We start from the raw sequence: 19,859 nt of genomic DNA, 5'->3' as shown, positions 1-19,859 counted from the left end.
GTCTGTCCCCAGGCTGCCGTAATAGCAGGCTTCGGAATATTCTCGATGCATCGTGACACATCCCGGGACTCAGCCTTCACTGGATCTTGCTGCGCTAATCGAAACCGTTCAGCGCAACGAGCGCGCATCGAAGTCGTTCCAGGACGTGGAACTGCGCCTGATCGGCGCGCACGACTGGTGCGCTTTTCTCGAAGGGATATTCGTTTATCTGCCCGAGGTGTTCCGGCTGGCTTGCGCCGGCCTCTGGCTCGACGTCCGTACGCCGCTGCTACGCGATCTGCTCGAATCCGACTGCGGGCGCGCCGACCTCGAAGCGAACCTGCGATCGGGGCTCCAGGGCGGCCTCGCGCTGTCGCGTCTGTGCGCCGGAAACCAGCCGTGGCTTGGCCGCGTGCGCGAACTGAGCGATCTCGAGCCCGCAGTGAGCGAGACCTTCTTCGACGCGCGGACCACGATCGGCAGTGCGATCGTGTTGCCGCTTCTGAACCGCACTCAACTGCTCGGCTATCTGTGCCTCGCAAGCGATGATTCCGCGCGTTTCGATGCCAGCATGGGCACCGATCTGCTCGCGCGCTTCAGCCGCGTTGCGGCGGCGAGTCTCGACAACGTCGCTCACCGCGAGCATCTGCGCAAGACCGGCGTGACCGACCCGCTCACGGGCCTGTCTAACCGCCGCTATTTCGACGAGCGCCTGCATCAAGAGATCCGGCGCGCGAGTTCGCACGCGGCGCCCATGTCGTGCCTCTTCATCGACATCGATCATTTCAAGCAGATCAACGACACGCACGGCCACGCAACCGGCGACCTCGCGCTGGGCGCCATCGGCACCTGCCTGAAGCAGCAGGTGCGCGTGGGGGATACGGTGTCGCGCTACGGCGGCGAGGAGTTCGTCGCGCTGCTGATGTGCGAGCTGCCCGACGCGCTGGCCGTTGCGGAGCGCATCCGGATTGCGGTCGAAGCGCTCGAAGTGCTCGACGACGAGGGTGAGCGCATTGCGCTCAGCGTGTCGATTGGCGTGGCGGCGTATCGGCTCAACAGCGAGACGAATGCCGGTGCCGCGAGTCCCGAAGCGTTGGCGCGCTCGCTGCTCGACCAGGCCGATCAAGCCATGTACCGCGCCAAGCACCAGGGGCGCAACCGCGTTTCACTGCTGGAGGCGTGAAGGCTTTGACGTTCACAAACGTTTCATTAAAACGGCGTCATCGCGGCCATGACGGCCCGAGGCCGCGCTGAAACGTAAGTTTTCAAAATCCGGCACTATTTGCGGTAGCAGTGGTTTCCGAGGCCCGTTGAGCAGGCAAAACGAAATCGTGTCTACCGACCTTTTGATGACCGTTGCCTGTCTGGCCTGCGCGATCGCGATGTTCCTGATCGGCCGGCCCCGCGCGGACGCGGTGGCGCTCATCATGATCGTCGCGCTGTCGCTCTCGGGCATCGTGACGGTCAACGAGGCGCTGGCCGGTTTCTCGGACCCGAACATCGTCCTCATCGCGGCGCTCTTCGTGCTGGGCGACGCGCTCGCGCGAACGGGCGTCGCCCAGCGCGTGGGCGACTACCTGATCGAGCGCGGCGGGTCCAACGAGCGTCGCCTCGTCGTGCTGATCATGATCATCGTCGGCGTCATGGGCTCCGTCATGAGCTCGACGGCCGTCGTCGCGATCTTCATTCCCATCGTCATTCGCATCGCACGCCAGTCGGGCGTGTCGCGCGCGCGCATGCTCATGCCGGTCAGCATGGCGGCGCTCACGAGCGGCATGCTCACGCTCGTCGCGACGACGCCGAATCTCGTCATCAACAGCGCGCTCGTCTATCGCGGCTACCGGCCCTTCAGTTTCTTCGCCATCACGCCGCTGGGCGTGCCGGTTCTCGCCGCGAGCATCGGCTGGATGCTGTTCGCAAGGCGCCTTCTGACCGGCACGGATGGCGCGGAGGCGACCACGCGCCCGTCGCTGAACGACTGGGTCGCGCGCTATTCGCTCGAAGGGCGCGCCTTTCGCCTCGAGGTCGGCGGGGACTCGCCGCTCGTCGGGCAGACGCTCGGCCACACCGGGCTCGACGACGACCCCGTGGCGCGCGTCGTCGCGATCGAGCGGCGCACGCGCATGGGCGCGACGGTCCTGCCCGCGACCGCGGACAGCAGCATTGCGCCCGGCGACGTGCTGCTACTCGACGTGGAATCCGCGAGTTTCGACGTGCAGGCGTTTTGCGCGCGCTATGCGCTCGCGACGCGCCGCATGTCGGGCGCGTACTTCACCGACCAGTCGCACGACGTGGGCATGGCCGAAGTCATCGTGCCGCCGGACTCGTCGCTCGTGGGCAACGTCGCGCGCAGTTCCTCGGCGCTGCGTCGGCACGGCGTGACGGTCGTCGGCCTGCGACGCGCCGCCGCCGCGCTCGAGCAGGACCTGCAGGCCACGCAGCTCAAGGTGGGCGACACGCTGCTGGTGGTCGGGCCGTGGATCGACATCTTCTCGATGCAGTCGGTGGAGCGCGACATCGTGTGTCTCGCCATGCCGGTCGAAAGCGATGCCTACGTGCCGGTGCCGCACAAGGCGCTGCACGCGCTCGCCATCATGGCGCTCGTCATCGCGATGATGCTCACGCCGCGCGTGCCGAACGTGCTCGCGGGCCTGATCGGGTGTCTGCTGATGGGCGCATCCGGTTGCGTGAGCCTCGACAGCGCGTATCGCGCGATTCACTGGCGCAGCCTCGTGCTGATCGTGGGCATGCTGCCGTTTTCCATCGCGCTGCAGCGCACGGGCGGCATCGATATCGCCGCCGACGCCGTGCTGCGCGTGGCCGGCAACTGGGGGGCGCACGGCTTGCTGGGCGCCGTTTTCCTGCTGACGCTCGTGATCGGCACCGTGATTTCCGGCACGGCGACGGCGGTGCTGATGGCGCCCGTGGTGCTCGCGATGGCGGCGCACCTGCATGCGTCGCCGTACCCGTTCGCGATGACGACGGCGGTTGCCGCGTCGGCGGCCTATATGTCGCCGATCTCGACGCCCGTGAATGCGCTCGTCAGCACGGCTGGCGGCTATCGGTTCCGGGAATTTTTCATGGTGGGCTCGCCGGCCGCCCTCGGGGCGCTCGTGATCACCGTCATGCTGGTACCGCTCATCTGGCCGGTTTTCCCGCGCTAGCGCGAGGAAGGGCCGGCCACCCGTTCACGAGGCATTGACCGGACATGGCGAATTACTTGACGAGAGCGTGGCTCCTTCGCTGGATCAAGCGGATTTCCCTTTTCGTGCTGATCGCATTCGTGTGCATTGCCGGCGTGCGGTTCTTCGACGCGCAGCGCAAGGCGCCGTTGAGCCTGTGGCACACGTACGTGCCGGAAGACATGCACGCGCACGAAATCGATCATGCGACGTGGGAGGAATACATCGCCAACGAGAACCGCCTGTTCGACTCAGTGAAGAAGAACGTGACCGACAAGCTGCCGGCGGACGAACGCATTCCCGCCAATCGTTACTTCTCGGGCAGCCCGATTTATCCCGGGCACTTTCGTACCAACTGGAACCGCTCATACACTCTTATGCCAGAGGGCGCGCCGCGCGGCGTGGCCGTGATGCTGCATGGGCTGACCGATTCTCCCTACAGCCTGCGGCACATCGCGCAGCGCTATCAGCAAGATGGTTTCGCCGTGGTGGCGGTGCGCTTGCCGGGGCACGGCACCGTGCCCTCGGGGCTGACCGAAGTGACGGCGGAAGACTGGGAGGCGGCCGCGCGCCTCGCCGTGCGCGAAGCGCGGCACCTCGTGCCGGCGCCTGCGCCGCTGCATATCGTGGGTTTTTCGAACGGCGGTGCGCTCGCGCTGCAATACTCGCTCGAGGCGCTGGACGACCCGAGCCTGCCGAAAGCGGACCGCCTGATCCTGCTTTCGCCGATGATCGGCATTACGCGTTTCGCGCGCTTTGCGGGGCTCGCGGCATTGCCCGCGATCCTGCCTGCGTTTGCGAAAGCCGCGTGGCTCGACATCGTGCCGGAATTCAATCCCTTCAAGTACAACTCGTTTCCGGTGAACGGCGCACGCCAGTCGTGGCGGGTCACGCGCAAGATCCAGCAGGAAGTGGCGGACGCGGCGCGCAACGGCAAGCTGGCGGCGCTGCCGCCCACGCTCACGTTCCAGTCCGTGCTCGACTTCACGGTGAGCACGAGCGCGATCGTCAGTTCGCTGTATGCGCAACTGCCTGCCAACGGCAGCGAGCTCGTGCTGTTCGACATTAATCGCACGGCGCAATGGAGCCCGCTGCTGCGCGCTTCGATGCGTGACGCGCTGCGCCGTCTCTCGCCCGTGCCGCCACTGCGTTACCGCCTGACCGTGCTCACCAACGCCTCCGCCACCTCGCCGCACGTCGTCGAAGAGAGTACGGCGCCGGGCGAGACAACGGCGAAAGTCGAACCCACGGGGCTCGACTATCCGCTCGATGTCTATTCGCTTTCACACGTGGCCTTGCCGTTTCCGGTGACCGATTCGCTGTACGGCCGCAACCCCGATCCCAACGACGACCTGGGCATCCATCTCGGCGCCCAGTCCGTACGCGGCGAAACCGGGGCGCTGATCGTGGGGGCGGGGCTTCTCACGCGGCTTTCGTGGAACCCCTTCTACGACTATATCGTCGAGCGTATCGACTACCTGGCGAGCCACGGGCCGTGAGCGCGCGTCTGGCGCGCGTCTGGCGCGCGTCAGGCCCGGACCCGGCCAGGGTTTATGCGTGCGGCGCGAGCTCGACCTGTGCGGTCATTTGCTCGCCGTCGCGGGCCACGACGATCGATACGTTGCTGCGTGCCCGCGCGATCATGCTTTGCAGCTGCTCGACGTTGTCCACCTCGATGCCGTTGACCGCGATGATCACGTCGCCGGCGCTGATGCCAGCCGCCTTTGCCGCACCGCCAGCCTTCACGACGAGCACGCCGCCTTCCACGCCGATCTGCTGCGCTTCGTCGCCGCTGAGCGCGCGCACGGCCACGCCCAGACGCGGGTGCGCATTGCGGGCCAGCGTGGTGCCATTGCCGTGGCCGCCGCCCTGCACGATCTGATCCTTCATGTGCATGGCTTCGTCGATCGGAATCGCGAACGAGAGGCCCTGGAAGCCGCCCGTGCGCGAATAGATCATCGAATTGATGCCGATGACTTCGCCGTTCAGGTTGAAGAGCGGGCCGCCCGAATTGCCCGGGTTGACGGGCACGTCGGTCTGGATCAGGTGCGTCGGGCTATCTTCCGAAAGCTGGCGCGACTTCGCGCTGATGATGCCCGAGGTCACGGTATTGTCGAGACCATAGGGCGAGCCGATCGCGACGACCCAGTCGCCGACCTTGCTGTTCGCCGGATTGCCGATCTTCACCGTGGGGAAACCCGTGCCGGCGATTTTCAGCACGGCCACGTCGCCTGCCTTGTCGGTGCCGATCACGCGTGCGGGGAACTTGCGGCCGTCGGTGAGCTTGACCGTCACGTCGTCCGCGCCTTCGACGACGTGATTGTTCGTCAGGATGTAGCCATCCTGGCTCACGATGAAGCCCGAACCCAGGGCGCCCGAATGGCCGTCTTCGGAGTCCGGGTTTTCCTTGACGACCTCGACATGGACCACAGCCGGGCCGTACTGCGCGACGATCGCCGAGAAGTTGGGCGCCGAGCCCCGGACGTCGTCTGCCTTCGGCACGGGTGCCGATAACGTCGTTTTCGTGATGGGGCTTTCGTCCGCGCTGGCGTGCTCATGGCTCACGACCCAGGCGCCGGCAAGCGCCACCGCTACACCGGCGATCAGGCCCCGGCGCCGATATTTGATGGTACTCATTGCTATGGTCTTCGAAGAGAGGGTGAAGGTGCGCGTAAGGTACGTTTAGCTGCTTAAACGTGACTTAAATGCAGGAGAGATCTTTTGACCGCGCGAAGAGTCGATGTGCGCGCAACGAAAAGCCGCGGCGCGGTTGTTCGGATTCCTCGCCAGCTAGCGCGCACGTCTTCTTCAAAGCGGCTAGTCTTGCGAAGTGGCGGCCGATCGCGCCCCGAAGACGCTTTATTGAGGGCCGGATGTGCGCGGCGAGGCGTGGATGGGTTGCAAACGTCTCGTGCCGGGTCCCCGCTTCGCCGCGCGACACGCTGTACGCAACCGCTGTCTACAACATCAACGCAACGTGGTTCGTCATCCCAAGCATCTCCATGAAACAGGATCTCGTCACGTTCACCTGCGTGGTCGTCATCGCCGTCATCACGGGGTGGGTGCTGTATATCGGGCGCCCGGTGCTGGTGCCGATCGCATTCGCGATCATCACGTCGTATGTGATCTACGGGCTCGCTGAAATCCTGCGGCGCGTGCCTCACGTGGGCACGCGCATTCGCGCGGGGGCGCGCTACTGGAGCGCGGCCGCGCTCATCCTCGTGGCCGCGTGGGTCGCGACCGAACTGCTGCTGTCCGACACTGACCGCATGCTGGCCGTGGCGCCGAAATACGAAGCCACGCTGCTCGCCTTGCTCGCAAAAATCACCGCGCTGTTTCATCTGGAGACCGAGGCTTCGTGGACGGCCTTCCGCCGCGAGCTGCTCGCGACCGTCAACGTCCAGTCGCTGCTCACCTCGCTGCTCGGCTCGCTCTCTTCGCTCATGGCAACGACGCTCGTCGTTCTGCTGTACACGGCGTTCTTCATGGTCGAGATGGGGCGGTTCCGCCGCAAGCTCTCCGCGGTCATGCGCGGCAAGGCGGACATGGAGCCCGTGATCGACGCCATCAATTCGAAGATCGGCACGTATCTCGCGTTGAAAGCGCTGCTCGGCGTGGTGCTCGGCATACTCAGCTGGATCTGCATGCATCTGGTCGGGCTGGAGTTCGCGCCGCTGCTCGCCGTGCTCATCGTGCTGCTCAACTTCGTGCCGTATGCGGGGTCGCTCATATCCGTTGCGCTTCCCGCCTTGCTCGCCGCGCTTCAATTCGGCCAGTGGAACGAGTCGATCACGTTGCTCATTGCGCTCTCCGCGATCAACTTCGTGATGGGCAACGTGCTCGATCCCTGGTTGATGGCGGGGTCGCTGAACCTGAGCCCCGCGGTCATCCTGATGAGCCTCGCCACATGGACGGCGCTGTGGGGCATACCCGGCGCCTTTCTCGCCGTGCCGGGCACCGTGGCACTCACGATCATTTTCTCTGCGTTCAGCTCGACACGGCCGCTGGCGCTGCTGTTGACGAAGGACGATGTAGTCAGGCGTGCAGAATAAATGCGTAGCTTACTTTCACAGGTGAACTATGGCTTCCAGAATCGACCGCCGCGGCAATGCAATCCGCCCTGTCTCCGCCTGCCTGGGCGACAAGGCGCTCGCGGAGTTCGCCAGTCGCCGCATCAGCGCCGATCTTGCCCGTCGCGGCTTCCTGATCGGCATGGGCGCATCCCTGTTGAGCGCGGTGCTGCCCGAGTTCAGCAGCGCGCAGCAGCCTGGCGCCGCCGCTCCCGCCCAGCCCACGACCTTCACGAACTTTCGCCTGTTCGACGGCAAGTCCGCGGCGCTGCAGGACGGCATGTCCCTCGTCGTCGATGGCAACCGCATTTCGCAGCTGCGTCGGGGCGCGCCTGACGCGCAGAACGCGTCGGGCGGGCGCGTGATCGACTGCGGCGGCAAGGTGATGATGCCGGGCCTCATCGACATGCACTGGCATTCGCTTCTCGCTGCGGTCCCGATCGCGACCATCCTCCAGTCCGATCTGAGCTTCGTCTACCTGGCCGCGGGCGCGGAGGCCCAGCGCACACTCTTGCGCGGATTCACGACCATTCGCGACGTAGGCGGTCCCGCTTTCGCCTTGAAACAGGCCATCGACGCCGGCATGCTGAGCGGCCCGCGCATTTACCCCTGCGGCGCGATGATCACCACGACGGGCGGCCACGGGGACTTTCGTCTGCTGACCGACGTACCGCGCACGAGCAGCCAGATCAGCGAGATCGAACGCACCGGCGCTGCCGCCATCGCCGACACGGCCGACGAAGTGCGCCTGCGTGTGCGCGAGCAATTCATGATGGGCGCCACGCAGATCAAGCTCGTGGGCTGCGGCGGTGTGTCGACCCCGCGCAGTCCGCTCGACATGCTCACGTTCACCGAGCCGCAGCTGAAAGCCGCGGTGGAAACGGCGTCCGACTGGGGCACTTACGTGCTCGTGCACGCCTACACGCCGGAATCGGTGAAGCGCTCGGTGGCTGCCGGCGTGCAATGCGTCGAGCACGGACACCTCATCGACGACCGGACGGCCGAAGTCCTGGCGAAGAACGGCACGTGGTTGAGCACGCAACCATTTACCAGCGAAGAGGACGTTGCGCCGCTGGCGCCGTCGAGCCGCGAAAAGTTTCTCGAGGTGACAGCCGGGACCGACAACATGTACAAGCTCGCGCGCAAGCATGGGCTCAAGGTGGCGTTCGGCACGGACCTGATCTTTTCGCAGGCGCTGGCCACACGGCAAGGCACGATGCTCGGGCACATGACGCGCTGGTATTCGAATGCCGAGTCGTTGCGCATGGCCACTGCCACGAACGGACAGTTGCTCGCGATGGCGGGCGAGCGCAATCCGTATCCGCACAAGCTCGGCGTGCTGGAGGAGGGCGCATACGCGGATCTGCTGATCGTGGCGGGCGACCCGCTCCAGGACATGACGCTGCTGGCCAACCCCGATCAGAACCTGAGCCTGATCATGAAGGATGGCCGCGTCTACAAGGACGCGTTGAAGGCGTGACACTGTGGGGCGCGGGCTCGCGGCGTCACCAACGTACTTAAAAAACAGCCGAAAACAAACGGGTCGCGGTCGCGATTTGGCACGCAAATCGAGGGCGAAATATCCGCGCAGGCGTTCCGAACGCTGCGCTCATGGCGTATCAGCCACAGTTAGCCACACGATTTCTGTATCAAGATGTCACGGCGCGGGGACGCATCAAGCGGGCCCATCTGCCTGCGCAGCGCGGCCATCATGGAACGCCCGGAGCGGCCCCAGCGGGGGTCGAAATCCCGCCTGTCCTTATCCGCCATCTGGCCGATTATGCCGGTTGAACTTCGCGGCGAAGTAGCTCATATTCAAATCGACTATTTGTTACAACCGTCCAACGATCTGCGCAATAGAGTAGAGACTACAGCGAATACTTCGAATCCGGGCCGCCTGGTTGCCTCCGCTGCGACGCGCACCAGCCGCCGGTAGCCAACCCGAAACCATCCTGTCAAAGCTTCCATGCCTGCAATGTTCAACGAACCTGGCCGATCCAAGTCTGGTCCGTGGGGATGTCCATACTGCGGGACCGGTTTTAATGCGCCACTGATGATCTGTCCTCAGTGCGGCGCGAAGCAGCTTTCCTCTGGCCCGCGCACGTCGCCGGCCAGCGAATCCGTCGCGCCCGAATGGCACGATGGTTTCGCGCGCCATGCGCGCACGCAGTGGAACCCTTCTGCATTCAGCTTCAGCGGCGGCGCGCCGCGCGACAGCGATTACGAGCCGCGCGATGAGGCGCCTCGGGCGCCACGCTCGTGGTTGCCCTTCTATGCGATTGGCAGCGTAGTGTCGATCGCGTTCCTGCTGACCGCGTACATGATTTCGCACCGGACCGAGCGCGAGCCGACCCCGGGCGCCCAGATCGTGGAGGGCGCGATTCTCGGACCGAAGGCCACCACACCGGCCGCGCGCGACTCGAAGCCGCATACGGTGCTCAGCGCGCCGCCCGTAGCCGTCGCGCAGTTGCCGCCTCCGGTTGCCAGTGTGCCGCCGCCTCCGGTCGCGAGCGTCAAGCCGCCTCCAGTCAATACAGCGCCGCCGCCCGTGGTGGCCCATGTCGCGCCGCCCGCACCGGCGCCGGCGCCTCAACCGACGCCTGCTCAAGTGCAGCCGCCGCGTACGGCGACCGCTCGCGCGGAGACCGCACCACCGCCGAGCGCTGCGGAAGAGCGCGCGCTCGCTGCAGCGAAGGCCAAGGCAGACAAGGCCAACGCGGAGAGGATTGCCGCCGCGAAGGCCAGGGCAGACAAGGCGAACGCGGAGAAGGTCGCGGCCGCGAAGGCCAACGCAGAGAAGGTCGCCGCAGCGAAGGCCGCCGCCGATTCGCGGGCCGACGTCTCGAGAAGTCTGTCGATGGCGCGCGCGAGCCTCGACAAGAACAGCCTCGGGCCTGCACGCAGTGCGATCAATTCCGCGCTCGCGGCACAACCGGGCAACGGCTCCGCGCTGCAAATGCAGGCCGAATTGACGTCGCGCGAAGATCAGCGCGATTCGTTGCTTGGCTACGCGCGGCTTTGCGCGCGCGATGGGCGGTGGGTGTGCGCCTGGCATAACGCGGGGCACGCACTGACCGTCGATTCGTCGAGCGGCGAAGCGCGGGAGATCCTCTCGCGTTCGATCGCGGCTCAGGGAGCCGGCAACATGGCACAGGGCGCCGGCCACGTGGCACAGGGCGCGGGCCCCCCCGCGGCCACGATGAGACAGGTGGACTCGGGCCCGCCGGGGCCACCGATCGATCCCAACTGACGATATCCAAAGCGCAGACGCGGGTGCGTGACGCGAGTCATGCACCCGCGCTAGCGTTGCTGGCTGCCCTGTTCGCTGTGGTAGCCGACCAGCCAGTCGCTGAAGTTGCGCACGCGTAGTGTCTCTTGCACTTCGGGACGCACGTCGAGCCAGTATCCCGAAGGTCCCACCACTTCCACTTCGCTCAGTTGCACAAGCGTGCCGTTCTCCAGTTCGGGCGCGATCATGTGCCGGTCGGCAACGGCGATGCCCAGACCCGCCACGGCCGCGTGGATCACTTGATCGAGCGTGCTGAACTCCAGTTCTCCGCGCGGCGCCATCTGCACGTCGAGCGCCGCGGCTTCGAGCCATGCTTCCCAGACCAGCAGGCGCCGGTCGATATCGAGGATATAGAGCCACGGATGCTGCGCGAGGATCTCGCGCAACGCGTCCTGATCGGCGGCGGGCTGGCTGAACTCGCGCGCCGAGCCGACCAGCACGTGGCGCTCGCGCATGAGCAGCGTGCTCTGGCCGCCCGGCAGCGGTTCCATGCCGAAGCGGATCTGGCAATCTTCGTTGCGCTCCGTGCCGTGCAGCGGCCCGTATTCGTTGGTGACGGAGATGCGCAAGTCGGGGTGGCGCACCTGGAAGTCGCGCAGGCGCGGCGTGAGCCAGCGCGTGGCGAGCGTGGGCGCGGCGTTCAGACTGAGCAGGCTGTTCGACGGGTCGGCGCGAATCGTGTCGAGCGTATGGGCGATGCTGTCGAACGCGGCCTGCAGCGTAGGCAGCAGACGCTTGCCCGCGGCCGTGATTTCGAGCCGGTGATGATGCCGCATGAAGAGCGGCGTGCCGAGATAGTCTTCGAGCAGGCGAATCTGGCGGCTGATCGCCCCCTGGGTCACGTGCAGGTTCTGCGCTGCCCGGGTGAAGCTGAGCGTGCGGCTCGCCTCCTCGAATGAACGCAGTGCCGATAAAGAGGGTAGGCGGCGCATGCAAGCCTCGCGATGCAGAAGCGCCGGCGCATTGTCGTTCGCGCCGGCGCATTTTCGGTGATAAGGACAGCGTGGAAAACGTTAGAACGCGTGTGTGATGCCCACGCGGGCGACGGCCTGGTTGTCGGTGCCCGAGGGGTTGAAGCCCGTGATCTGCGCGTTGTCCGCCGAGCCCGCCGCGTGCTGGTACACGCCCATCGCATAGAGCGAGGTGCGCCTTGACAGCGCGTACTGGCCGATCAGGTTGACCTGGTGATACTTCGGCGATTTGTCGGTGGCGTGGTCCTGGCCCACCGTGTAGGTGTAGCCCGCGCCCACGACGAACGCGGGCGTCACGGCATAGGTACCCGCCACTTCGAAGTTCTGGAAGTGCAGGTCGCCGCTGCCGGTGGCCGAGGCGAAGTCCACGTTCGAGTAGTTCGTCATCAGCTTGAGGCTGCCGATCACATACGACGCGCCGGCCGAGAGGATGCCCTGATAGCGTGCGTTGGCGAGCGCGTCGCCGAAAATCGAGTTCACGAAGCTGCCGCCGCTGCCATAACCGGCCACCGCCGTGATCGGATCGTTCACGCGCAGGTAGCCCACGCCCGCGCTGAATGAGCCGAGCGTGTAGGCGGCCGCCGCGCTATACGAGGCGTTGTTCGAGAACTGGCCCGCCTGGCCGCCAAACGAATAGTGGCCTTCGAACTGGAAGCCGGCGAGCACCGGGCTCACGTATTTCACGGCGTTGTTGACAGGGAACCCGTTGTCGAGGTTGTCCATGTCGTTCGGGTGTGCGAAATACCAGCCGCCGTAGTTGCCGTTGAGCGAATACGGCTCGATCAGATCGACGGTGGCGTCCCATTGCTTGCCGAAGGTGATCTGGCCGTATTGGTCCGACTTGAAGCCGACATACGCGTTGCGCGAAAACGCGAGACCGCCGCCCAGACCGCCCGTCGCCGCGTTGAAGCCGCTTTCGAGCCGGAAGATCGCGGCGTAGCCGCCGCCCAGGTCTTCGGTGCCGCGCAGACCCCAGCGACTGCCGGCGGGCACGCCGCTTTGCATCTGTACGAGCTTGCTGCCGGTGCCCGGCACGAGTTGGCCGTGCGCGCCGTTCGCCACATTGCTGGCGTAGTCCACGCCGAGATCTATGAGGCCGTACAGCGTCACGCTGCTTTGGGCGTGCGCGCCCGCCGCGGCCAGCGCTAGCGGCAGCGCCGCGAGAATCTTCTTATTCATTTAAGTCTCCTTATCATGGAGCCGCATTGCGCGGCCCGGCTTTTCTCGTTGGAATCGTTTTATCTCGTGGGGCGCGTCGCGCTTACGCGCCAAGCGACTTCTGCACCTTCTGCGCGACATCGGCGGGCACCCAGGTCTTCCACATCTCGGGGTGCTGCTTGAGGAACTTGAGCGCTTCGTCCTGGGCATCGACCTTATGCTCGGTCATGTCGAGAATCGTCGTGTTCAGGAAGTCGATGGGGAAGTTCACTTTCGAGAAGAACGCCATCACGTCGGGCTCGGCCTGATAGAACGGTGTCGAAACGCCGATCTTCAACTGCGAGACCAGATACGAGGAGGCGCATGGCTGCGCGCTGTTGGCATCGCGCAGCGTCTTCCAGCACGCTTCGTTGAACGGGGGCATCTTGAGCTGAACGAACTTGTACTTCGCCATCAGTGCGGCCGGCTCCCAGTAGTAGGTGAGGATCGGCTTGCCGCGCGCGTAGGCCGAGGAGATAGCCGCGTCGAGCGCCGCGCCCGTGCCGGGGCGGAAGTTCGTGTAGGTGTCGTCGAGCTTGAGCAGCTTGAGCAGGCGCGTATTCACGCGTTCGCAGTCCCAGCCCGAGGGGCAGTTGAGGAAGCGGCCGCGATCCGGTTCCTCGTCATCGACGAAAAGGCCCTTGTATTTGGGCAGATCGCTCACGGACTGAAGGTCGGGCGCGCTCGCCTTGATGCCGCGCTTCGCGTCGCCGTGCACCACATAGTCGGGCACGTACCAGCCTTCCTTCGTGCCGCCCGGCAGCGTGTCGCCCACGAGCTTGACCGAACCCGCCTTGACCGCGCCGGCGATGATCTCCGAGCGGCCCGTCCATTGCTCGGACCAGATCTGCAGGTCGTTGCGCGAGAGCGCCGTTTCGGTGGCCGCTGTGCTGCCCGGCACCGTGTCCGTCTGGCAGCTATAGCCGTTCTTGAGGATGTAGCGCAGCACTTCGCTCGTGAAGTTGCCGCTTTCCCATGTGACGCCAGCGAAGCGCACGGGTTTGCCCGCGCTGCACCAGGTGCCGGCGGCGTGCGCCGGCAACGCGGCGAGGGCGAGCGGGGCCGCCAGGCAGGCTGCGCGCAAGAGGGTGGTGAAGCGTTTCATTGTGTGTCTCCGTTTTATTGAAATGTTTCGGAATGCTTTAGATGGGGCTGGCATCTGGTTCGTTGCTGCGGCCCAAAGAGGTTTCAGTCGTAACGGCTGTCGTGTGCGCGTGTCGCGGCGAGCATGGCTTCGTCGAGTTCGATGCCAAGTCCTGGCGCATCGCTTAGCTCGATCCAGCCGTTCGCGTCGATGTCGATCACGCGCTTGATCGGGAAGTCGCGCCGCGCCGGCGTCCATTCAGGCGGGTCGTACGGAAACTCGACGAACGGTGCGTGCGCAACGCCTGCCACGACATGCAGGTTCGCCGCGAGGCCAATGCCGTTGCCCCACGTATGCGGCGTGAACACCTTGCCGTGCGCCTCGATTTGCGCCGCGAGCCGCCGTGCGCCTTCCATGCCGAGCGTGCAGACGACATCGGGTTGATAGACGTCGAGGCAGTCGTGCGCGAGGAGCGCTGCGAACTCGTGCGCGTCGCGTGTCATCTCGCCGCCTGCGATCCGCACGGGCGTTTGCTTGCGCAACTGCGCGTGGCCCGCGTAGTCGCCGCGATGCAGCGGTTCCTCGACCCAGTACACGCGATGCTTTTCGATCTGGCGAATCACGGCGAGCGCTTCGTCGGCGCGCCACGGCGCCTGGGTGTCCCACGGCATGCGCCAGCCCTGGTTGCAATCCACCATCAGTTCGATGTTCTCGCCTGCGGCTTCGCGCACGGCGGCGAGCGCGGCGAGATCGTCGGCGAGGGTCGGGCGGCCGAAGCGCACCTTGAGCGCCGGGAAGCCGCGGGCGACGGCATGCTCGGCCCACTGCGCCATGCCGTCGAGCGTGCGATGCACGCCCGAGGACGCATAGGCCCGCACGCGTTTCGATCGGCCGCCGGCCATTTGCCAGCACGGCTCGCCGCGAATCTTCCCGGCGAGGTCCCAGAGCGCGACGTCGAGCGGCCAGAGGCGTCCCGCGTGGAAGCTGAGGTTCTCGAGCACTGCCGAGTGCCGCGCGAGGTCGAGCGGGTCGGCGCCGATGAAGAGATCCCGGTAGTCGTCAAAGCCGTACATCGCGTCGCCGGAGCCGATGCCAACGCGGCCTTCGCTATCTTCTACGCGGACGATCGTCGCGGGGAAGGCGCGCCGCGGGCGGCTGTCCCACGAGGCGGGGAACGGCGGGTCGAGCGGCAGCCGGTGCTGGCTCATGGTGATGCGTGCGATGCGATTCGTCATGGCGCGTGGGGCGCCGCCTTGGGGCGGGCGATTGTCTCCTTGGCCTTGTCAGGCGTTACGGCATCCTAGAGGGTCAATTTCGTGCACTCAATGAAGTCAATTGAAGTAAATGACAGCCTTCATTTCCGCGGATTGGGCGCGATAATGACGCAGCCGTCGCGCCGTGCCGCAGCGTGCTGATCTCCTTCGGGAAAACCATGAATGGCTGGATGCCCACGCTCTCGCGCAGCAGCGAACCCAAGTACCGGGCGATCGCCCAGGCCTATTCACAGGCCATTCACGGCGGCCAGATGCTGCCCGGAGAAAAGCTGCCCGCGCACAGGCTGCTCGCGAAGAAGCTCAGCGTCACAACCGGCACGGTAAGCCGTGCTTATGCGGAGCTGGAGCGCGGCGGTCTCGTGGTGGCGCGCGTGGGAGACGGCACCTATGTGGCCGAGCCCGACGCCGACGGCGCGCGCATCCAGGACCGCACGCGCACCGTGCCCGAGTCCAGCGAGCGGGCCGCCGCCGCGCAGGTCACGCCGGGTGCGCCGGGCGTCCATGCGCCGGGACGCCTGATCGATCTCGGTCAGAACGTGCCGATGCCGACCGACGAAGCCTTCCTGTTGACACAGACCTTGCGCGAGCTGGCCGCCGACGAGCGGCTCGCGGGCGAACTGCTGCTCTATCAGCCCGAAGGCGGGCGCCGCTCGCACCGCGAGGCGGGTGCGCGCTGGCTCGCGCGCATGGGCTGCACGGTGGCTGCAGAGCGTGTGCTGGTGACGCAGGGCGCGCAGCACGGTCTTGCCTGTGTGTTGCGCGCGGTGCTGCGGCCAGGCGACACGATCTTCGCCGAGGCGTTGAGCTATCCGGGCATCGTCGCGCTCGCGCGGCAGCTGCGGCTCAATCTCGTCGGCATCGAAATCGACGAAGAGGGCATCGTCCCCGCCGCGCTCGAGCGCGCGTGCGGGCTGCTCGCCCCGCGCGCGCTCTTTTGCGTGCCGACGCTGCACAACCCGACCACGGCGACGCTCTCCGAAGCGCGCCGCGCGCAGATCGCGGAGATCGCGATGCGCCATCACCTCGTCGTGATCGAGGACCTCGTGCCCGCCGCGTTGCTCGACGCGCCGCCCACGCCGCTCGCCGCGCGGCTGCCCGAGCACGGCATCGTCATCAGCAGTCTTTCGAAAGCAGTGGCGCCGGGCCTGCGCGTGGGCTATGTGCAGGCGCCGCAGGACTGGGTCGGCAAGATCCTCGCGGTGATACGCAGCGACTGCTGGATGACGTCGCCGCTCGCAGCAGAGATCGCGGCGCGCTGGATCGTGGATGGCGAGGTCGATCGGCTCGTCGCGCAGCAGCGCGCGCAGGTGGACGCGCGCCATGCGATCGCCGCCGAAGTGCTGGCGGACTGGACGTATCGCACCGATCCGGCGAGCCCGCATCTCTGGCTGCCGCTCGCCGAGCCCTGGCGCGCCGCCGAATTTTCCGCGGCGCTGCGTCAGGCCGGCGTGCTCGCGAAAACGGCGGACAGCTTCGTGATCGGCCGCGGGTCGGCGCCGCACGCGGTGCGCCTGAGCCTCGGCGGCGCGCGCAGCCACGAGGCCCTGCGAGAAGGGCTGGAACTGCTGGCGCGCACGCTGCGCAACGGGCCGGAAGGGCTTTATTCGGCCTGACGGCCCGCCTTTCGCTTCCGCGCGGCGTTACTCCGCGATGAACGAGACCGTGCGCTTGCGCCGTTCGTCGACCGAAAGCGCGAACACATCGGGCCGTGCGTAGTGGCCCACCACATCGAAATCGTAGCGGGCGCGCGTGAGTTCGCCGGTATCGATCTCGGCGACGATGAGCCCGGTTTCACCGCGCAGCGGGCCGGCCAGCACATCGCCGAGCGGCCCGACGATCAGGCTGCCGCCGTTGATGAGCGGCCGGTTCTCGTCCCAGCCCGGCACTTCGACGCCGAGCGCCGCGGGCGAAGGCTGCACCTGGCACGCGCTGATCACGAAGCAGCGTCCTTCGTGCGCGATATGGCGCATGGAGCATTGCCAGATGTCGCGCTCATCCACGGTGGGCGCGCACCAGATCTGCACGCCCTTCGCGTACATCGCCGTGCGCAACAACGGCATGTGGTTTTCCCAGCAGATGGCCGTGCCCGCGACGCCTGATTCCGTGCGAACGGTCGGCAGCGTCGAGCCGTCGCCCTGCCCCCAGATGAGCCGTTCCGTGCCCGTCGGCATGAGCTTGCGATGCTTCGCCACGAGCCCCTCACCCGGATTGAAGAACAGCGCGGTGCAAAAGAGCGTGCTGCCGTCGCGCTCGATCACGCCGATCACGAGCGATGCGCCGCAACGCGTCGAAAGCTCCGCGAGCGCTTCGGTTTCCGCGCCGGGCACGTCGACCGCATTTTCGTAGTAGCGCGCGAATGCCTCGCGGCCTTCGGGCAAGCGGTAGCCGAGGCGCGTGCCGAATATTTCTCCCTTCGGGTAGCCGCCGAGCAACGCCTCGGGCATGACGACGAGCTTCGCGCCCGAGGCGCGGATCTGCGCTTCGAACGAGAGAATCTGTTCCAGCGTGTGCGCTTTGCCGGCGGCGGACGAACCGATCTGCAGCGCGGCGACTTTCGACTTGGCCATGATGGCTCCCAGGGGTTGGACTGCCCACATCTTTCCACGGCGATAAAATCGCGAGAACGTATATCGATACTATGAGATATGAATCATTTTGATATCGCCGGCGTGGACCTGAATCTGCTGAAGATATTCGAGGCGCTGTTCGAAGAGGGCGGGGCGAGCCGCGCCGCGATTCGCCTCGACATGACGCAGTCGGCCGTGAGCGCGGCGCTCAGGCGTCTGCGCGCGCTCTATGCGGACACGCTGTTCGTGCGCACCGGCCGCGGGCTCGCGCCGACCTCGCGTGCGCAGGAGCTCAAGCCCGTGATCAGCGAAGCGCTCGACCGTTGCCGCCATAGCCTCGCGATCGCCTCGCCCGATGCCACCACGTTTCACGGTCGCGCAGTTTCCATCGGGCTTTCGGACGACTTCGAAGTGGCTTTCGGCCGGCGCATCATCGAAACGCTGGAAACCAGCGCGCCGGGTCTGCGCATCATCTTTCGCCAGACGCACAGTCAGATCGTCGCCGATGCGCTTGCCAATCAGGACATGGATCTGGCCGTCGCGGCGGGCGGCTTCGCTTCGCGCGGGCTGAGTCACCGGGTGCTCGGCGAGGGCAGCTATGCGTGCCTCGTGGACGACGCACCGCGCACGCCGCGGCGTTTGACGCTGAGCGACTACGTGTCGAGAGGGCACATCCTGGTGTCGTCGGGCGGCGTGGTCGGGATCGTCGACGAAGGGCTCGCCGCGCGGGGCCTGAAGCGCAATGTCGTGGCCTCGACGACGCATTTCGCCGCGTTGCCCTTTCTGCTCAAGGGCACGCGCAGCGTCGCCACGATTCCGCGCCACGCGGCCGAGGCGATCGCGCGCGTGACGGGCCTGAAGCTGCTCGAGTGTCCGATCGATCTGCCGCGCTATCCCGTGGAGCTCGGGTGGCGCAACAGTTCGCTGCGCGACGCCGCCATCGTCAAGGTCCAGGCGGCCATCATCGCGTGCTTTCCGGCAAAACACTGATCGACACGCATGCGCCATTCGCGTTGAATGGGCGGGCACGAGAATTGCGTCGACGTACCGATTTCCCGGAACGACGATAACGACCATATCGACGGACTCGACAAGGAGTTTCTCCGCATGCGCGCAATGCCTTTCCCCGACGGCTATACGATCGAGTCACATTTGCAGGAACCGCGCGACCTGCGCCGAGTGCCCATTCATCCCGATCACTGGTATCCGCTTGCCTGGTCGCGCGAACTCAAGCCCGGCAAGACGCTGGGCACGCATTTCGCCGGCGAGCCCATCGTGCTCTTTCGCACCGCGTCCGGCGCGGTGCACGCGCTCGAAGACCGCTGCGCGCATCGCCAGGTGCCGCTGCATGCTGGCGTGGTGGAGGGCGAGTCGCTTCGCTGCGGCTACCACGGCTGGACCTACGATTGTTCGGGCCAATGCGTGGACGTGCCTTACCTCGGCAGGGAGCGCCTGCCCAACGGCGTGCGCGCCTATCCGTGCCGCGAGGCGCACGGCATGATCTTCGTCTTTCCCGGCAACGCCACGCTCGCCGAAGCAACGCCGCTGCCCGTGCTGGATTCGGTCACGGACAAGGCATACAAGACGCGCCGCTTCGGGCAGGAGGTGAAGTGCCACTACTCGTTCATGCACGAGAATCTGATGGACATGAATCACCAGTTTCTGCACCGCCGCCAGATGGGCCAGATGCGGGCGCGTTCGCTTGGCCGGCGGCGTGGCGAGAACTCCATCGAAGTGGACTACACGTTCGCGCGCATGGCGGGCAAGCAGCCCGCAGGCGAGGCGCTCGTGTTTGGCGCGAGCAAGAACCGCGCGGACCCGAGCGATCAGAGCGTGATGACGATCCGCACCGAATATCCGTATCAAACGCTGAAAATACGCTCGGGCGACGACTCGCTCCTCATGGACCTGTGGATCGTTTATGTGCCGCTCGACGCGCGGCAGCGCACGAACCGGACTTTTGGACTCCTTTCGATCCGCCGGCCCGCCATTCCCTTCCTGCTCGATGCGGCGTGGCCGCTGCTGGTCTGGTTCACGGAGCGCATCTTCAAGGAAGACCGCACCATCGTCGAACTCGAACAGGCCGCGCACGACAACCAGGGCGCCGACTGGAATCACGAAGTGTTTCCCGTCATCAACGAATTGCGCGACCTGCTGCGCGATTGCGGCGCGCGCACCGTGATTCCCATTCGCGAGATGATCGAGGCCGACGCCTGAGGCGAAGGTGCTTTGACGCGCGCCGCCTT

At 66.0% G+C, this 19,859-nt stretch carries 15 protein-coding genes; 9 read left to right on the top strand and 6 right to left on the bottom strand.

Annotated features, from left to right (window positions below; genetic code table 11):
- The first annotated feature begins 52 nt into the window (after positions 1-52).
- The 3 genes from ACOJB8_RS02915 (at position 53) to ACOJB8_RS02905 (ending at position 4,660) form a co-directional block, all read left to right on the top strand.
- On the top strand, positions 53-1,162 hold the full coding sequence (locus tag ACOJB8_RS02915; RefSeq protein ID WP_475010995.1) for a DUF484 family protein: 1,110 nt from the start codon (positions 53-55) through the stop codon (positions 1,160-1,162).
- A gap of 148 nt (positions 1,163-1,310) precedes the next feature.
- Positions 1,311-3,143: an SLC13 family permease gene (locus tag ACOJB8_RS02910; protein WP_475010993.1), complete on the top strand. Its 1,833-nt coding sequence runs from the start codon at positions 1,311-1,313 to the stop codon at positions 3,141-3,143.
- Positions 3,144-3,187: 44 nt separating this feature from the next.
- Complete coding sequence (locus tag ACOJB8_RS02905; protein ID WP_475010991.1) at positions 3,188-4,660, top strand: alpha/beta hydrolase; 1,473 nt, start codon at positions 3,188-3,190, stop codon at positions 4,658-4,660.
- A 52-nt stretch (positions 4,661-4,712) separates the two neighbouring features.
- Here the strand turns inward: ACOJB8_RS02905 and ACOJB8_RS02900 are convergent, their stop codons facing one another.
- Complete coding sequence (locus ACOJB8_RS02900; protein ID WP_069266987.1) at positions 4,713-5,798, bottom strand: S1C family serine protease; 1,086 nt, start codon at positions 5,796-5,798, stop codon at positions 4,713-4,715.
- 365 nt (positions 5,799-6,163) lie between these two features.
- Here ACOJB8_RS02900 and ACOJB8_RS02895 point away from each other — a divergent pair, with 365 nt between their 5' ends.
- The 3 genes from ACOJB8_RS02895 (at position 6,164) to ACOJB8_RS02885 (ending at position 10,481) form a co-directional block, all read left to right on the top strand.
- Positions 6,164-7,213: an AI-2E family transporter gene (locus tag ACOJB8_RS02895; RefSeq protein ID WP_069267055.1), complete on the top strand. Its 1,050-nt coding sequence runs from the start codon at positions 6,164-6,166 to the stop codon at positions 7,211-7,213.
- A gap of 28 nt (positions 7,214-7,241) precedes the next feature.
- Entirely contained in the window at positions 7,242-8,711 is a 1,470-nt protein-coding gene (locus ACOJB8_RS02890; RefSeq protein WP_368683613.1) for a metal-dependent hydrolase family protein, read from the top strand.
- 573 nt (positions 8,712-9,284) lie between these two features.
- Entirely contained in the window at positions 9,285-10,481 is a 1,197-nt protein-coding gene (locus tag ACOJB8_RS02885; protein WP_368729043.1) for a hypothetical protein, read from the top strand.
- Between the two features lie 50 nt (positions 10,482-10,531).
- Here ACOJB8_RS02885 and ACOJB8_RS02880 read toward each other — a convergent pair whose 3' ends face one another.
- The 4 genes from ACOJB8_RS02880 to ACOJB8_RS02865 all read right to left on the bottom strand — a co-directional run bounded on the left by ACOJB8_RS02880 (position 10,532) and on the right by ACOJB8_RS02865 (position 15,007).
- The gene (locus tag ACOJB8_RS02880; RefSeq protein WP_368605118.1) at positions 10,532-11,452 is read right to left on the bottom strand and encodes a LysR substrate-binding domain-containing protein; all 921 of its coding nucleotides are present in this window, start codon (positions 11,450-11,452) and stop codon (positions 10,532-10,534) included.
- An 81-nt stretch (positions 11,453-11,533) separates the two neighbouring features.
- On the bottom strand, positions 11,534-12,670 hold the full coding sequence (locus ACOJB8_RS02875) for a porin (protein WP_342949419.1): 1,137 nt from the start codon (positions 12,668-12,670) through the stop codon (positions 11,534-11,536).
- 82 nt (positions 12,671-12,752) lie between these two features.
- A complete protein-coding gene (locus ACOJB8_RS02870; RefSeq protein ID WP_342949420.1) occupies positions 12,753-13,793 on the bottom strand; it encodes an ABC transporter substrate-binding protein in 1,041 nt (346 codons plus the stop codon).
- Between the two features lie 83 nt (positions 13,794-13,876).
- Positions 13,877-15,007 (bottom strand): mandelate racemase/muconate lactonizing enzyme family protein, encoded by a 1,131-nt coding sequence (locus ACOJB8_RS02865; RefSeq protein WP_342949421.1) that lies wholly within the window; start codon positions 15,005-15,007, stop codon positions 13,877-13,879.
- A gap of 197 nt (positions 15,008-15,204) precedes the next feature.
- On the opposite strand from ACOJB8_RS02865, the gene ehuR reads away from it, so the two are divergent.
- Positions 15,205-16,659, top strand: a complete 1,455-nt coding sequence (gene ehuR / locus ACOJB8_RS02860) for a MocR-like ectoine utilization transcription factor EhuR (protein WP_342949422.1) — start codon at positions 15,205-15,207, stop codon at positions 16,657-16,659.
- Positions 16,660-16,686: 27 nt separating this feature from the next.
- On the opposite strand, the gene ACOJB8_RS02855 is transcribed toward ehuR, so the two are convergent.
- Positions 16,687-17,613: a carbon-nitrogen hydrolase family protein gene (locus ACOJB8_RS02855; protein WP_475010986.1), complete on the bottom strand. Its 927-nt coding sequence runs from the start codon at positions 17,611-17,613 to the stop codon at positions 16,687-16,689.
- 78 nt (positions 17,614-17,691) lie between these two features.
- Between ACOJB8_RS02855 and ACOJB8_RS02850 the strand changes: the two genes are divergently transcribed.
- Positions 17,692-18,603: a LysR family transcriptional regulator gene (locus tag ACOJB8_RS02850; protein WP_069266979.1), complete on the top strand. Its 912-nt coding sequence runs from the start codon at positions 17,692-17,694 to the stop codon at positions 18,601-18,603.
- A gap of 117 nt (positions 18,604-18,720) precedes the next feature.
- Entirely contained in the window at positions 18,721-19,830 is a 1,110-nt protein-coding gene (locus tag ACOJB8_RS02845) for an aromatic ring-hydroxylating oxygenase subunit alpha (protein WP_069267053.1), read from the top strand.
- Positions 19,831-19,859: the final 29 nt, after the last annotated feature.

It is taken from the genome of Paraburkholderia sp. BR10141, from assembly GCF_056155635.1.
Note: the sequence above shows the minus strand (reverse complement) of the source record. Positions and strands in the feature narration are given on the sequence as shown.